Annotated in this window: 12 protein-coding genes; 7 read left to right on the top strand and 5 right to left on the bottom strand. The window is 64.8% G+C overall.

Annotation, left to right across the window (positions count from 1 at the left end; genetic code table 11):
* Positions 1-6 precede the first annotated feature (6 nt).
* The 3 genes from M9978_RS06065 to M9978_RS06055 are packed head-to-tail and all read right to left on the bottom strand — an operon-like array spanning position 7 to position 3894.
* Positions 7-2274: a CocE/NonD family hydrolase gene (locus M9978_RS06065; RefSeq protein ID WP_254292102.1), complete on the bottom strand. Its 2268-nt coding sequence runs from the start codon at positions 2272-2274 to the stop codon at positions 7-9.
* 20 nt (positions 2275-2294) lie between these two features.
* Entirely contained in the window at positions 2295-2756 is a 462-nt protein-coding gene (locus M9978_RS06060; protein WP_254292101.1) for a nuclear transport factor 2 family protein, read from the bottom strand.
* 1 nt (position 2757) lies between these two features.
* The gene (locus M9978_RS06055; protein ID WP_254292100.1) at positions 2758-3894 is read right to left on the bottom strand and encodes an acyl-CoA dehydrogenase family protein; all 1137 of its coding nucleotides are present in this window, start codon (positions 3892-3894) and stop codon (positions 2758-2760) included.
* Positions 3895-4282: 388 nt separating this feature from the next.
* Here M9978_RS06055 and M9978_RS06050 point away from each other — a divergent pair, with 388 nt between their 5' ends.
* From M9978_RS06050 to M9978_RS06020, 7 genes are all read left to right on the top strand, one after another.
* Positions 4283-4981: an RNA polymerase sigma factor gene (locus M9978_RS06050; RefSeq protein ID WP_254292099.1), complete on the top strand. Its 699-nt coding sequence runs from the start codon at positions 4283-4285 to the stop codon at positions 4979-4981.
* Positions 4947-5921 carry a FecR family protein gene (locus M9978_RS06045; protein WP_254292098.1) on the top strand — a complete coding sequence of 325 codons (975 nt, stop codon included), beginning with the start codon at positions 4947-4949 and terminating at the stop codon, positions 5919-5921. Before M9978_RS06050 ends, M9978_RS06045 begins: the two co-directional genes overlap by 35 nt.
* 77 nt (positions 5922-5998) lie before the next feature.
* On the top strand, positions 5999-9142 hold the full coding sequence (locus M9978_RS06040) for a TonB-dependent receptor (RefSeq protein WP_254292097.1): 3144 nt from the start codon (positions 5999-6001) through the stop codon (positions 9140-9142).
* Positions 9143-9240: 98 nt separating this feature from the next.
* A complete protein-coding gene (locus M9978_RS06035; protein ID WP_254292096.1) occupies positions 9241-9705 on the top strand; it encodes a hypothetical protein in 465 nt (154 codons plus the stop codon).
* A gap of 11 nt (positions 9706-9716) precedes the next feature.
* Positions 9717-10661, top strand: a complete 945-nt coding sequence (locus tag M9978_RS06030; protein WP_254292095.1) for an alpha/beta hydrolase — start codon at positions 9717-9719, stop codon at positions 10659-10661.
* The gene (locus M9978_RS06025; RefSeq protein WP_254292094.1) at positions 10658-11521 is read left to right on the top strand and encodes an amidohydrolase family protein; all 864 of its coding nucleotides are present in this window, start codon (positions 10658-10660) and stop codon (positions 11519-11521) included. The genes M9978_RS06030 and M9978_RS06025 overlap by 4 nt, the downstream gene beginning before the upstream one ends.
* Before the next feature lie 14 nt (positions 11522-11535).
* A complete protein-coding gene (locus M9978_RS06020; protein WP_254292093.1) occupies positions 11536-12816 on the top strand; it encodes an MFS transporter in 1281 nt (426 codons plus the stop codon).
* Between the two features lie 136 nt (positions 12817-12952).
* Here M9978_RS06020 and M9978_RS06015 read toward each other — a convergent pair whose 3' ends face one another.
* Both M9978_RS06015 and M9978_RS06010 read right to left on the bottom strand, forming a co-directional pair.
* Positions 12953-14155 carry a DUF3422 family protein gene (locus M9978_RS06015; protein WP_254292173.1) on the bottom strand — a complete coding sequence of 401 codons (1203 nt, stop codon included), beginning with the start codon at positions 14153-14155 and terminating at the stop codon, positions 12953-12955.
* 129 nt (positions 14156-14284) lie between these two features.
* Positions 14285-15331: a proline racemase family protein gene (locus M9978_RS06010; RefSeq protein WP_254292092.1), complete on the bottom strand. Its 1047-nt coding sequence runs from the start codon at positions 15329-15331 to the stop codon at positions 14285-14287.
* Positions 15332-15339: the final 8 nt, after the last annotated feature.

The following is a 15339-nucleotide window of genomic DNA, read 5'->3' as shown; positions in this document are numbered from 1 at the left end:
CTCCTGTCAGCGGTTCGGCACGATCGGGAGCTGGACCCAGCTCGGATGATCGGGGCCGGTATGGATCATGTTGGTCGCACCATCGTGATAGCTCGCGTCATAGCCGTGGCGCGTGCCGTGGCCGAAGCCGTCATAGGGTTGAATATCGATTCGAATGCGGTGCCCAGCACGGATCAGCGCAACATTGGGGATGATCTCGATCTCGACCGGTACGATCTCGCCGGGTTGCAAAGGCGCGTGGTCGGCCTTCAGATGCGTGTGCTTGACGGTGTACTCGGTCGTCCGCGCTTCATCGATCTTGCGGTGCGACGCCTTGAGCCAACCCTTGGCCAGCGGATAATTCTTCACCGACAGGCCCATCGTGGTCGGGCCGGCATAATCGACCTCCTCGCCGTCGGCGTCGATCACCCGGATCGTGACATAGATGTCCATGTCCGCAGCACTGGACGATACCCACAGCTTCGCCTTGCTGTACCCTGCGAAGACCATGTCCTCCGCAACCGGATCGCTGATGAACGACACGCCGGTCTTCCACAGCAACAGCGCCGAGGGTGGCATGACCGGCAGCAGCGCGGCGGGCGGGCCGGTGCGGCTCTCGACCGGGATTTCCGCCGAATAGCTCGCCTCACCAGCCGTCGCCGCCTCCGTCAGCGACAGGCGCCGGAAGTCGTTGCGGTGCGCATCCCCCGCCCAGTCGGACGGCGACAGGTCGAGATGATATTTGCAGTATTCGGTCCGCGCGACCGGCCATTCCTGCTCGTGCTGCTCGTAGGAGCTACCATAGCCCGCGCGGACTTCCAGCGTGACCGGCGGCTTGTCCATCACGCCATTGTCGATGCCCTTCAGCCAATGGTCGAAGAACGCCATATGCTCGGCGACCATCGCCGCCGAATAGGAACGGGTGAACCAGTCCTCGCGGAAGTCGATCTTCTTGTGTGGCGTCGGCGTGGTCAGATAGGCTTCGCTGCTGCCGAGCTGGTGGAAATGCGCTGGGTGCGTGGTGCAGGCGACGGTCCAGGTCGGCACCGTCACGCCGCGCATGTCGGGGCTCATGAACACCTCGCCCCGCGGCCCGAAGATCGCGGCGGGATCGCTGTCCTTGAACGGGCAGGCGCGCGCGACCGCCATGAAGTCGATCGCATCGGGCTCGCCGCACACCGCGGGCAGCACGCCGCCCTTGTACCAGTGCGGAAAGAACTCCTCGTTGAGGATGCCGCCGGTGTAGAGCACCTCCTCGTACATATCGACATCGGTGCCGATCGCGATCATCGCCTTGAGGTGCCTGGGCGCCAGCGCCGCCGCCTGATGCTGGGTCATGGCGTAATAGGACATGCCCCACAGTCCGACATTGCCGTTGCACCAGTCCTGCACGCCCGCCCAGTCGATCGCATCGCGATACGCCTCGGCGGTGCTGTAACCCCAGATCGCCAGCTTGCCGGGGCTCTTGCCCATGCCCGGTCCGTCGACGCGCATCACGGCATAATCGTGCGGCACCCAGGCGGCGGTGTTCACGCTCTCGTGATTTTCGAACACCAGCCCGTCAGCATTGCCGTGGAAATACCGTTCCTCTTCTTCCTCGTGATGCTCGAAATCGGCCTCGTTGCAGACGGTGTGATGGTTGAACGCGCGGCCATAGGGACCGCAGTTCATCACGACCGGATATTTGCCGTCCTTTGCCGGGCGGAAGATGTCGGCAACGACATAGGAGCCGTTCGCCAGCGGCACCTTCACGTCGCGGAAGCGCAGGATGCCGAGCAGGTTGCGCCGCACCTCGTTGCGCGCCGCCGCCGCGGGGAACAGCGTGCGCGGCGCGCGCGCGGTGAACATCCCGCTGGCGTTGCACGCGTCGAGCAGCTCGGCGACCAGCGGGTCGGCGGCGAACGCCGCGACCTGATCGCCCGCCGCCCCGGCGAACGAGACGTCGTGACGGAAGTTGATCCGGCGCTTGCCGATGATCGCATGCACTTCGGGCGCGATCTCGATGCCGTTGTCGAGATTGCCGTCGCGGTCGAGCGTGCACAGCAGCCGCGCGACGTTGGTGAGGCCAGCATCCATCAGCTTGTGGATGTTGCCGTCGACCCGGCTGATGATGTCGGCCAGCGTCAGCCGCTCGCAGCCGAGCGCATAGCCGATCGGGCTGTCGCCGAGCAGGAAGGCGATGCGCTCGCCCTTGCGGTAGCGGAACTCGCCCGTCGCGCTGGTCACCCCTTCACAGCTGGGGGTGACATATTTGAGGCCGGCAATCGGCCCAGCGAAAACGCCCGTCAGGATCATGGGATCGTCCTTTTCCGAAATCACGCGGCCACGCCCGGAAAGCGCATCCGTTCGCCGCCCCACCCATCCTTGAGCGGCACGAAATAAAAGAAGCTGACGGTGCGCTTGGCGAACTTCCAGACGCCCTGCTCCCTCGCGAAAACATCGTCATAGCGGCAGGCGCAGACATAGCTCTCGCCCTCGAACACGCACGGCATATGGCAATAGGCCTGCCCGGTCGCGCGATCGCCGTCGATCTCGATGATCTCATTGGCGCCGAAATGCCACATGCCCGACAGCGCCTGACGGCTGTAATGCTCGACATGCTCGGCACGCCCGACATAGCTTTTGACCGGGCCGTGGAACTCGCCGTCCCCGGTGAACAGGTCGGCAGCTTCCTCGGCCATGCTCTGATCGACCAGGAACGAATAGCGCGCGCGCAACTCGCTGATAGCGATGCGGTCCTCGATGTGCGCGATCCGCGCTTCCAGCGTCTCGGCCATGTCAGCCCGCCCGCTCGAGCACGCCGGTCGAGATCGCCGCCTCGATACCACACAGATGGCGCCCGAAATTCTCCATGCACGTCTGGATATTGTGAACCGCGTGCATGCTGCCCGCGCGGCAATTGCGTGCGACGAGCTGGAGCGGCTGTTTCTTGGCGATGCCCGACGCGCCCGATGCCTTGAACAGCGCCTCGATCGCCGTCGCGCAATTGTCCCACACATAAGCCGCGTCGGCATGGAAGCGCGCCAGATCGTCGTCGGTCGCGTCGGCGCCATCGGCATACAGCCGGTCGAGCCGGTCGAGCGCTGCTTCCGCCACCAGCCGCGCGGCATTGATCTGCATGCGGACGTAACCGACATTGAGATGCGTCACCGGCGCGTCCTGCTGGCGGGGATAGGGCGAATAGGCGATCGCCTTCTTGCCGATGCCGTCGAGGAACAGTTCGAGCGCATGCTCGGCCATGCCCACGGCGTTGCCGGTGCCAACCATGATCGACCGGCCGAGGCCCCCGGGCCGCAGCCCCACGCCCTGCGCCTTCAGTTCGGCCAGCCGCTCGATCAGCGCCTGCGGCGTGCTGAAGTGCGCGTCGGGTACGAACAACTCCTGCTCGATCGCGATCGTAGCGCTGCCGGTCGCCGCCATGCCCATCGCGTCCCAGTCGTCGCGCAACACGAAGGATTCCTTGGGCAGCAACACCATGCCGATCTTCGTATCGTCGGTGTCGTCATAATAGACCGCGAGATAGGCGTGCGAGGCGTGCGCGCTGGCTGTCGCGAACGGCCAGGCGCCCTTGATCATCCAGCCGCCATCGACCTTGCGTGCAGTGCCGGACAGACGGCGCGTGCTGCCGCCGACCGCGCAGGTGCGGTTGCCGATCCAGGGCGCGTCATAGACTGGCCGGATGACCTCGTCCGCAAAGGCAGCGCTCCACATATTGCCGCCGGTCGAGGCCCATAAGGTCCACGCCGTCGCGCCGCATCCGCGCCCTAGCGCCTCATAGATCGCGAACAGTTCGCGCGCCGAGAAATCCGCGCCACCAAAGCGCCCCGGCATCGCCACACCATAGACCCCGGTCTCGTCGAGCCGCTCGACCGTTTCCTGCGGAATGCGCCGCTGCCGCTCGGCTTCCGCCTGCATTCCACGCAGCCACGGACGAAGTGCTTTGAGCCGAGCTATAATTTGGCCGACCCCCGGTTGTACGGCCTGCTCAACGTCGCTGGCTGGCTTCGAAATAGGCAAAACTGTCATGCGACATCCCTCTCATGACCGAGCGACTGGGGCGGAATCGAGCGGTGCTAACGCCACGCGGCAACCCCTCCGGAAGCTCGTCTAGCCCAACTGTAGCGCGACATTCATCAGTCGCCAAGAGACCAAGTGTCTTTTTCTCTTTTTTAATTTCAAAGCACGATGACGTCCCCCGCCTCTGCGTTTGGCGCACGTCACACATGGCCGCTGGCTACGTTGAATCGGCCCAGCCTTTTCTGTCGACGACCGATGAAATCATCGACGAGGCCCGAAATGCCGCATGTTCATCTCGTTGACGAAGAAGCCGACCTTCAACAAAGCTCGGCGTGGCTTACGGATTTCCCGATTGTGTGCATCTTACCTCGGGGAGGGAGGCGCCGAACACCCGATGGAGCAGGAAGCCCGCCAGAGGATCATGGCCTGGGTGGTCAGCGAAGTGCTTCCCCACGAAGCGCAGGTGCGGTCATGGCTGCGCCGGATGATCGCGCCCGACGATATCGAAGAGATTATTCAGGAAGCCTATTTCCGGATCTCGTGCCTCGCGGACATCGCGCACATCCAGAATGGCCGCGCCTATTTCTTCACGACCGCGCGCATGCTGGTGCTCGAACGCATTCGCCGGTCACGGATCGTTCGTTTGGATGCGCTAACGGAAATCGAAGCGTCGAACATCATAAGTAGCGAGCCCTCGCCCGAACGTTCGGTCGCGGGCCGGCGGGAACTGGCGCGGGTCCGGCGGCTGATCGAGGCGCTACCCGAGCGATGCCGCCAGATCTTCGAGCTGCGCAAGATCGAAGGGTTGAGCCAGCGCGAGGTCGCGCGGCGGATGGAGGTGCCCGAGCACACGGTGGAGAATGATGTCGCAAGAGGTCTGAAGCTGATCCTCCACGCGCTGGCGGAGGGCGAGCAGCAGGCAGAAGAAGCTTTTTCGAACGCGAGAGAAGATGAGCGAACGCGAGACCTCAGACGCGATCAATAGCGCCGCCGCCGCATGGGTCGCCCGCCTCGACACGGGCGCCGATGCCGCGGTGCGTGCGGAATTGGATGCCTGGCTCGCGGCCGACGAGCGGCGGCGGGGCGCGTATTTTCGCGCGCAGGCCGCGTGGACGATGCTGGATCGCGCGTGCGTGCTGCGCGGCAGTCTCGACATGCAGCCAGCGGAGGACATCGAGACGGAGCGTCCACGGTTTTCCCGCCGCACGGTGATGTTCGGCAGCGGAATGATCGCGGCCAGCGTGGCAGCCGCAGCGGTCGGGATCGGGCAGTTGCGCCAGTCCACCGAGCGGATCGAGACCGCGGTCGGCGAGATCCGCCGGGTGCCGTTGAAGGACGGCTCGTTCGCCGCGGTCAACACCAATACCCGCCTCGCCGTCACGTTGAAGCGCGAGAGCCGCGAGGTCCAGCTGGACAGCGGCGAAGCGTGGTTCGAAGTCGCCAAGGACGCGGACCGCCCCTTCGTGGTGGCGGCAGGCGATGTCCGTGTCCGCGCGGTCGGCACCGCCTTCGCCGTGCGGCGCACCGGCGACGGCGCGGACGTGCAAGTCACCGAAGGGGTGGTCGAGGTCTGGAGCAAGAGCGACCCGACCAATGTGCGGCGATTGTCGGCAGGGACCGCTGCGTTCGCGAGCAATACCGCCGGCCCCTCTTTGCCGGCGGATACCGGACCCGATCTCGATCGCACGCTGGCCTGGCGAAACGGCCAGCTGATGTTCGATGGCGAAACGCTCGAGGCGGCAGCCGCCGAGTTCAACCGCTACAATATGATTCAGGTCGAGATTGCCGATCCCGCGCTGGCCCAGGAAAAGATGGTCGGCCGCTTCCGCACCAATGAACCCGACGCTTTTGCCCGCGCCGCCGCCACCGTGCTCGGCGCGAGCGCCCGCGAAGAGGGCAATAAGATTGTGCTGACGCGCGATTAGTTTCGCGGTTCGCCAAGCGGAACCCCCATGGCCATCCATCTCAATAGGTGACCTTATAAAAAGGTAGGGGAGAGGGAATGATCCATTCGGTAACGCGCGCGGCGCTCGCCGCGTCGGCGGCTGGCTATGCGCTGGTGATTGCTTGCCCGGCAACGGCGGCACAAACCAAATCCTTCGACGTTCCCGCACAGCCGGCGGCGACCGGCATTTCCGAACTGGCGCGTCAGGCAGACATCCAGATCCTGGTGAGCGAAAAGGTCATTCGCGGCAAACGGACCCGGCCGGTTCGCGGGACGATGAGCATCGAGCAGGCGCTTCGCCAGCTTCTGGGCGGGACCGGGCTTCGCGCCAGTTCAGCCGATGGGCGAACCTTCACCCTCGCCGTGCAGGTCGCGACCGCCGCGGCGCAGCCGCCCAGGCCGAGCCCGGTCGTGGCGGAGGCGCCAGTCCAGTCCGCCCCCGCCCCGGTGCCCGAGCCGGTCGAGCCGGTCGAAGCGGCACAGTCGGAGGCGATCGTCGTCACCGGCTCACGCACGATCCGCAACGGCGACAACAGCCCTACGCCGGTGACGGTCATCACCACCGAAACGCTGCAAAATGTGCGTCCGACCAGCCTCACCGAATCGATTCAGGTCATGCCGGTGTTCTCGGGGTCACGCAGTCAGACCGCCAACCCCTCGGCCGCAGGCGCGACCGGCGGCGGCAACGGCACGGCTGCACAGCTCAATCTGCGTAACGTCGGGTCACAGCGCAATCTCGTGCTGATGGACGGCCGCCGCGTTCCCCCGACCTCATTTACAGGCATCGTCGACGCCGACGTCATCCCGCAGTTGCTGATCAAGCGCGTCGATGTGGTCACGGGCGGTGTCTCGGCCGTTTATGGCTCCGACGCCGTAACGGGCGTGATCAACTTCATCACCGACACCGACTTCACCGGTTTGAAAGCGCAGGCCCAGGCCGGCGTCTCCGAACTCGGCGACGATGGATCGCAGGAAATCGGACTGGCGTGGGGCGTGAACATCGGTGAGCGCAGCCATTTCGAGGCGAGCTACGAGTTTCGCAACAGCGAGGGCATCGGCCGCCGCTCCGAGCGCGACTGGTTCAACCGCGCGACCGTGATCGGCAATGGCACCACGATCCCGTACCGCTCGATCGTCGACTCCACCCTCCCCAACCAGCCGTTCGGTGGTCGCATCACCTGTGGCGCCGCCTGTGCGATCAACGGCCAGTATTTCGCCACGGACGGTGTGTTGTCGCCGTTCGTCAACGGCACGACTTATACAGGCGTCACCGCGACGCAGAGCGGCGGTGCCGGCGGCTATTACGACCTCTCGCTCAAGGCCTCGCAGCGATCGCACCAGTTCTTCGCACGGTTCGACACCGAGCTTGTCGACGATCTCAACTTCTTCGTTTCGGCCAGCGCCAATTTCAAAGAGAACCGGTTCTACGGCCTCGACCTCAGCCTCTCGGGCATCACGCTGAACCGAACCAACGCCTTTCTCGCGCCGGTCTATCAGGCGCAGATCCCGACGGCGACCTTCACCCTCGGCAAGATCTTTGCGGAAGGTGACAGCCGGCTCGACATGGCGCCCAAGACCCGCCAGCTGACCTTCGTCACCGGCTTTGACGGCAAGATCGGCGATTTCACCTGGGACGTCGGTTATGTGCACGGCGAATCCCGGCTGACCACCGATTTGCGCAACAATCCCAACCAGCAGAAGCTGTCCGCCGCGCTCGACGCGGTGACCAACGCTGCCGGCCAGATCGTGTGCTATGCCGCGACCCAGGCCGCGACCGCCGCGGCCTATGCGAACTGCGTGCCGCTCAACGTCTTCGGCCCGAGCGCTTCGAGCGCGGCGGCGCGCGACTATATCTTCGACGACACCCATTATGTCGCGACCACCAAGCAGGACGACATCGCCGCCAGCATCGGCGGCTCGCCGTTCGCGACCTGGGCCGGGCCAGTGAACGTCGCGTTGTCGGGTGAGTGGCGCAGCGTGTCGTTCCAGTCGCAAAGCAATTCCGCGCCCGACGGCGTCGCCGACTGCACAAACCTTCGCTACAATTGCGTGGGCACAGGCAGCCGCACGCTGCTGCTGCAGAACGTCTTCTCATCCAGCCCCAAGGTATCGATGAGCGTGTGGGAAGTGGCCGGCGAGGCCAGCGTGCCGCTGGTCAAGGACGTGTCGTTCTTCAAGTTGTTCGAGGTGACCGGCGCCGCGCGCTACACGAAATACGACACGGTCGGCGATTACTGGACGTGGAAGGCCGGCGTGAACTGGGCGATCAGCGACGATCTGCGCGTCCGCGGCACGATCTCGCGCGACATCCGCGCGCCAACGCTGGGCGACCTCTATGCGCCGACGGTCTCGAGCGTCGCGACCGTTCAGGACATCAAGAATCTGGTCAGCGTTCAGGTCACGCAGCGCAACCAGTCGAACCCCAATTTGACCGCGGAAATCGGTGACACCAAGACGATCGGCGTCGTCTTCAAGCCGAGTTTCGTGCCCGGCTTCAGCCTCGCGGTCGATTATTACGACATCTCGATCAACAACGCGATCGTGTCGGTGCAGGGCGCGCAAGCCGTCATCCAGAATGGCTGCAACCTTTCGGGCATCGCGCTCTACTGCAACCAGATCGAGCGCGACAGCACCGGCCGGCTAACCGCAGTGATCACCAGCCCGGTCAATCTGGCGCAAATCACCACCAGCGGCCTCGATGTCGAGATGAACTATCAGGGCACGCTGTTCGGCAACCGCTTCATGCTGCGCGGGCTTGCCGCCTATCAGCCGCACATCCGCTATATCCAGCCGGGCGTGACGACCGTCGATCAGGGCGGCGTCGCCTTTGGCTCGGCGGGCCTGACCGCCAGCCCGTCGCTGCGGCTGACCGGCATCATCAGCTATGAACTGACGCCGAACCTGCGCATCGACATCCTGGAACGCTGGCGCAACGCGCTGAAACTGTCGGGCGATCCCACCGTGACGTTCGTGGCGGGCGACAACCGCATCGAACCCTATGCCCAGACGTCGCTCAACGTCGCCTACACGGTGAACAAGCAGTTCGAACTGTCGCTGAACATCCAGAACCTGTTCGACGCCGATCCGCCCGTCGGCAACGCCGCCGGCACCGGTGGTCAGCCGGGCTATTTCGGCGGGTTCGCCGCTACCGACGATGTGGTCGGCCGCTATTTCACGGTCGCCGCGCGGGTGAAGTTCTGAACGAACGCGACTGACACATCTGACCGGATTGAGAGGACGATATGGCAAAGTCTCGGATGAAACGGAGCATATTGGCGGCAATTGCCGTGCCAGCGTTGATGGTCAGCCTGACCGGTGCAGCGCCGCAATCGGGTGAACAACGCTGGACCGGCGAGGTGCAGCCGGGGTCCGGCTGGCTGACCCGCCAAGGTCTGGCGCCGTCCTTTGCAATCGAGTTCACCATGGACACCGCAGGCGCCGCAGTCGGCACGATCCAGTTCACCGGCAACAGTTATCCGGCGATCAGCGGCAAGGCCGTGTTGAAGGGCAATCGCGATCCGGACGGCTCGGCCTACTATCTCTTCGCGACGATCCCGGGCCGCGCCGACCTGCCGGCCGCAGCGCGCGAACAGGCGAAAATCGAAATCACGATGACCGGCTTCGATGAAGAGGACGGCTCGCTGCAGGGCGTCGTCACACTCGACATGGCTGATCTCGCCTGTGTGACGGACCCGGTGCGTTCGGCAGCGAAAACGCCGTGCGCCCGGCGGAAAGTGCCCGCCAAATGGACCGCGAAGAAGTGAGGAGCGAAGCGATGAAGACACCCGAAATCCGTCGCCGGGACCTGCTGCTCGCCACCGCGGCCATGGCGCTGGCGGGCGGCTTCGCTTCCGCCGGGCGTGCTGCACCGAAGGCTCGCTACGATCCGGCCGCACGGTTCAAACTGAAGGTCAGCGAAGTCGAGTTTCGCCGGACGCCCAAGGGAACGCCGCTGCTGGCGCGAATCTATCAGCCGATCGGCGACGGGCCGTGGCCGGTCGTGATGGACCTGCACGGCGGGGGCTGGGCGGAGAAGGACCGTCAGGCCGAAGAGCTGTTCGACCGCAAGATGGCAGTCGCCGGCGCACTGGTCGTGGCGATCGACTATACGCTGTCGGATGAGGCGCCCTACCCGGCGTGCATCCAGGACGCCAATTACGCGATCCGCTGGCTGAAGCACAACGCTGCCAAATGGAATGGCGACGCGTCGAAGATCGGCCTGTTCGGCAGCTCGAGCGGCGGCCATATCGCCCAGCTGCTGATGCTGCGCCCGCACGATCCCCGCTATGGCGCGCTGCCGTTCGCGGAGAACCCAAAGCTTGATGCGGTGGTCGATTACGTCATCGGCCGTTCGCCCGGCAGCGACCCCTACGCCATGTACCAGACGGTGGTGGAGCTGAAGAACACCGGCATGGTCGACAAGATGAAGACCTTCTTCACGCCGTTCGCGAATATCCACGACGCCAACCCGCGAGAAATCCTCGAACGCCGCGAGAAAGTCACGCTCAAGCCGCTGCTGGTGATGCAGGGCGAGCTGGACGACAACGTCCCCACCGCCGTGCAGAACCGTTTCGTCAAGGCGTTCCGGGCGATGGGCGGCCAGTGCGACTATGAGATCTTCAAGGATTGCGACCATCAATGGGTGGGCGTGCCGGGTCCGCAGACCGACCGCGCGCACCAGATGGCCAGGGCGTTCATCGCCCGCCAGGTGAATATGTGACCCGTTCGATGTCCGCGATCGTCGACATCCATCCGCATATCATCTCGGACGACGAGCAGCGTTATCCGCCTGCCCCGCTGTTCGGCAAACGCTCGGACTGGTCGCGGGAAGGGGCGAACACGGTCGAAACGCTGATCGCAGCCATGGACGAGGCCGGCGTAAGGAAGGCCGCGGTCGTCCACAGCTCCACGACCTACGGGTTCGACAACAGCTATGTCGCCGACGCCTGCGCGGCCTATCCCGACCGGCTGGTTGCGGTGGGTTCGGTCGACATGCTCGCACCGGACGCCGGCGACACGATCCGCATGTGGCATGCCCGAGGGCTGGCCGGGCTGCGCATCTTCACCGGAGGCAGCACCAGGGACTTCGACCCGAAGGAACTCGAGGACCCGCGCGCCTTCGCGGCGTGGGAAGTCCTCGCCGAACTCGGTCTGCCAATGGCCATCCAGACCGGCCCGGTCGGCCTGCCGCAAGTGCGGATGCTGGCGGAGAAATTCGCTTCGGTGCCCATCATCCTCGACCATCTCGCCCGGCCCGACGTGCTCGACGGCCCGCCCTATGCGAATGCCGCGGACCTGTTCGCGCTGGCTGACCTGCCGAACATCTACCTCAAGCTGACACCGCGCATCTTCGGCGATGTGAAGAAGGGCGATGCCAGCGCCGAAACCTTTTTCCCAAGGGTGGCCGAGGCGTTCGGCGCCAACCGCATGGCCTGGGGATCGAACTTCCCCAATTCACCCGGAACCCTGTCCGAAATCCTGATGACGGCGCTGGCAGGGCTGGCGCTGCTGAGCGAGAGCGAACGCGAATGGGTCTTCGGAAAGACGGCGCAGCATCTGTATCCGGCGCTGGCCGGCTGATGGGGGAAGTCGAAATGACCGAAACGGACGATGTGTCCCGACAAGAGCGGGCTGCGCTGATCCGCCGCTGGGCGATCCTCACCCTGCTGATGCTCGGCGCGTTGATCGGGTTCGTCGACCGCGTCAGCATCTCGTCGGCGCTGGCCGTGGCCGAGTTCAAGGCGCATTTCGGCCTGTCGGACGTCGCCCGCGGCTGGGTCAATTCGGCCTTCTTCTGGTCCTATGCGGTGATGCAGGTCCCGATGGGCTGGGTGGTCGACCGCTATGGCGTCAAATGGCCCTATGCGGCCTGCTTCCTGCTATGGTGTATCGCATCGGCGGCGATCGGCCTCATGTCGGCGCTGTGGGGGCTGATCTTCATGCGGCTGATCATCGGCGCGGCGGAGGCGATCGTCGTCCCCGCCACCTATCGCTGGGTGCGCAACAATTTCGACCCGAACCGCAGCGGCGCCGCGCTGGGCTTCTACGCGCTGGGCACCAAATTCGGCCCCGCACTCGGCGCGCCCGCGGCGGCGTGGCTGATCGTCTGGTTCGACTGGCGCATGATGTTCGTCATCACCGGGCTCGTCGGGCTCGTGTGGCTGGTCCCCTGGATGCTGCTGGCGCGGGAGCGAGTGAGTGCGGTCTCCACCAAAACGGATACGCACAAACCGTCGGCCGAAACCAGCATCAGCCTGCGCGCGATTCTCGCTAACCGCTTCGTGCTCGCGACGCTGGTGGTCTATTTCTGCTACAACTATTTCACCTTCTTCTGCATCACCTGGATGCCCGCCTATCTGGTCGAGCAGCGCGGCCTCTCGCTCGAGCAGATGGGGCTGTACGCATTCTTCAGCTTTGCAGGGATCGCCATCGTCGCGTTCCTGTCCGGATGGGCGGCCGACATCATCATCGGCCGGTACGGACGCCCCGTTTTCGTGCGCAAGGTGTTCGTCATCGCCGGGTTCGCGGTGGCGAGCACCGTCGTGCTCGGCGCCTGGTCCGAGAGCCAGCAGGCCGCACTTTTCTGGAATGTCGTGTCGCTCTCGGGACTGGGGCTCGCAACAGCGAACAATCTCGCGCTGTGCAGCATCATGCTGATTCCCGGCCCGATCGTCGGGCGGGTAAAGGGCATCCAGAACACCGCCGTCGCTATTGCCGGCATCGTCGCACCATTGATGACGGGCTGGCTGCTGCATCTGACGGGCTCGTTCGTCGCCCCGATGACGCTGATCCTCGCATTCCTCATCCTCGGCGCCGTCACAGTCCTGTTTGCGATCAGACCCGAATGGGCGCCCAGTATTCCGCAGCGGGCGTGACGGGTTCTCTCAAGCTAGGTCCGATGCGTGCTGTCAGAGCAGCGTGGCAGCGCCGGTTCGACGCCGCCGCCTGGTCTCTCGCCCTCGCAACATCTTGCGGCTCACTCCTCACGTCAGGTTCGTCAGTGACGAAGCTTTACCCGCCGACGTGGCGAAGCCGCCTGACCGTCAGCGCGACAACGGCCAGAACGATTGGCACGAGGACCGCGATAGCGGCTTCGACCGGTACGGCCGGAACAGCCAGATGCGCCGCCTTCACGACATAAGCCAGCAGGCCGATGAGATAATAGCTGATGGCAACCGCCGACAGGCCTTCCACGGTTTGCTGGAGACGCAATTGCATGTCCGTGCGGTGGTTCATCGACGCCAGCAAATTGCGGTTCTGACGCGCAAGCTGCGTGTCGATCCGGGTGCGCAGCAGCGCGTCGGTCCAGGCAGCGCGCTCGGCGAGATCGTCGAGGCGGCGGGAAAACGCGGCACATGTCCGCATGGCCGGGAGCAACCTGCGCTCGGTAAAATCCCCGAGCGAGGGGAAACCCGCAACCGGACGAACCTCGAGACTTTCAAGGCGATCGAGACATATCTCGGCATAAGCCTGCGTGGCGCTCATGCGGAAGCGAGTCTGCGCGCCGATCCGGGCAACCTCGGCGCTGAGCCGCGAAATATCGGCCATCACCGCGTCATCGTCCGTGCGTTCGTCAGCGATGCGTTGCGCGAGATCGGCCAGTTGCTGCTCCAACAGGCCCACCCGCGGCATGTGTTCCTGCGCGATCGGCAACCCCAGCAGCGCCATCTTGCGGTAATTTCCGAGTTCCTGAAGGCGCTGCGTCAACAGGCTCGCATCGCTTCCGGCCAGCCCCTTGTCGGCGATCAGAAGGCGGCCAAAGCCGTCACCATGAATACGAAAATCGCTCCAGATCTGGGCCTTGCCGTCCGATGCCGTGCTGCTGACGAGATCGTCGAGCGAAAAATGCCGGGCGAGCTGGGCGGCTGACGGAATCGCCGTTCCGGCGTCCAGCAACTGAACATGATTTGCCCGGATGAGCTTTCCCGGGATCGCGTCGATGTGAGGTTTGATCGGTGCGAACTGCGCGACATCGAACAGATCGTCGCGGCGGCCGGGCGCGATGAAGCTGTAGGTGATGAATTCGCTATGCCGCTCGAACGCAAATGCGAACCCGTCGATCTCACCCGTCCAGAAACGCCCGGGGATCGCGGCAGCCGAGATATGCGTATGCAGGAAGCTTTCGGCGGCGGCGGCGGCGCGGTGGTCGGCCAACATCACGAACTGAATCATCTGCCCCGGGGCGGCGAGACGCAGCGGCTTTCGCAGATGCATCTCGGCAGTGAGGGAAGCACGCTGCGGATGCGAGCGCAGATCGAGCGAGTCGAGCAGAGAGAAGGGAGGTGACACCAGCGCCGCTTAGCACCTACTCCCTTCACTGACCTGTCATTTGGAAGCGTGCTGTCATTCGGCGGCTTGGATCGGTGTCGGCCAGCTATCGTTGAGACGATAGCCTTCGGGGAAGGGGTCTTCGGGATCGGTGCCGTAATAAGAGACCCCAGTCAGCCACGCCCGGCCGCTCACGCGGGTGACGACCGCATCGCTCGCGCCAACTTGCGCCACGCCTTCGATCGCGCACGCGAATTCGGTGTCAAGGATCGACAGGTGCAGGAACGGTTCGCCCACCGCGAGTTCGCCACGCGCATGGAACAGCGCCATCCGCGCCGAGCTGCCGGTGCCGCACGGGCTGCGGTCGATCCGGCCGGGCGAGACGACCACGGCGTTCTTCGCTGCCTTCACGCCGTCCTTTTCGAACAGCGGTCCGGCGAACAAGGTTTGGTTGATCGTGTGGATGCCGGGATTCTCGGGGTGGACCGCGGGCAGCTGGACGGCGGCCGCGCGCTTGATCCGTTCGCCCAGCTCGACCAGGTGGCGCGCCTCGTCGCGCGCCAGCGTCAGGCCGAGCGTTTCGGCCTCGACGATCACATAGATCATGCCGCCATAGGCGACATCGACCTCGACCGTGCCGAGCCCCGGCACCTCCACCGGGCTGCGGCGGTGCATGACGAAAGCGGGCACGTTGCGGAACGACACGCGCCGGCATTTGCCGTTCGCACATTCCGCATCGACCTCGACCAGACCGGCGGGCGTATCGACGCGCAGCCGCGTCACCGGCTCGGTCATCGGCACCATCCCGGTCTCGAGCGCGACGGTGACGGTGCAGATCAGGTTCGACCCCGACATCGGCGGATAGTGATCGGCCTCGATGACGATCATCCCGAGATCGGCATCATCCGCGACCGGCGGCGTGATCAAATTGACCGCGGCATTGACGCTGCCGCGCGGGTCGGAAAGCAACAGGCCGCGCAGATGGTCCTGCTCGCGGGTGAAGCGCTGCTGCCGCTCGAACATCGACGCCGCGCGCGGCGCGATCACGCCGCCCGTGATGACTCGCCCGACTTCGCCTTCGGCATGCGCCCCGACCACCGTGATGATTTGCTGCAACCGCATTTTTATAC

The sequence above is a fragment of the Sphingomonas tagetis genome, from assembly GCF_024211275.1.
GTDB classification, from domain to species: Bacteria; Pseudomonadota; Alphaproteobacteria; order Sphingomonadales; family Sphingomonadaceae; genus Sphingomonas; species Sphingomonas tagetis.
This window is presented reverse-complemented; position numbering and strand designations above follow the sequence as displayed.

Bases quoted from the DNA above. Each gene is read 5' to 3' on its own strand.
- M9978_RS06065 (WP_254292102.1), bottom strand. From the start codon at position 2,274: ATGATCCTGACGGGCGTTTTCGCTGGGCCGATTGCCGGCCTCAAATAT.
- M9978_RS06060 (WP_254292101.1), bottom strand. From the start codon at position 2,756: ATGGCCGAGACGCTGGAAGCGCGGATCGCGCACATCGAGGACCGCATC.
- M9978_RS06055 (WP_254292100.1), bottom strand. From the start codon at position 3,894: ATGCAGGCGGAAGCCGAGCGGCAGCGGCGCATTCCGCAGGAAACGGTC.
- M9978_RS06050 (WP_254292099.1), top strand. From the start codon at position 4,283: ATGTTCATCTCGTTGACGAAGAAGCCGACCTTCAACAAAGCTCGGCGT.
- M9978_RS06045 (WP_254292098.1), top strand. From the start codon at position 4,947: ATGAGCGAACGCGAGACCTCAGACGCGATCAATAGCGCCGCCGCCGCA.
- M9978_RS06040 (WP_254292097.1), top strand. From the start codon at position 5,999: ATGATCCATTCGGTAACGCGCGCGGCGCTCGCCGCGTCGGCGGCTGGC.
- M9978_RS06035 (WP_254292096.1), top strand. From the start codon at position 9,241: ATGGTCAGCCTGACCGGTGCAGCGCCGCAATCGGGTGAACAACGCTGG.
- M9978_RS06030 (WP_254292095.1), top strand. From the start codon at position 9,717: ATGAAGACACCCGAAATCCGTCGCCGGGACCTGCTGCTCGCCACCGCG.
- M9978_RS06020 (WP_254292093.1), top strand. From the start codon at position 11,536: ATGACCGAAACGGACGATGTGTCCCGACAAGAGCGGGCTGCGCTGATC.
- M9978_RS06015 (WP_254292173.1), bottom strand. From the start codon at position 14,155: ATGCATCTGCGAAAGCCGCTGCGTCTCGCCGCCCCGGGGCAGATGATT.
- M9978_RS06010 (WP_254292092.1), bottom strand. From the start codon at position 15,331: ATGCGGTTGCAGCAAATCATCACGGTGGTCGGGGCGCATGCCGAAGGC.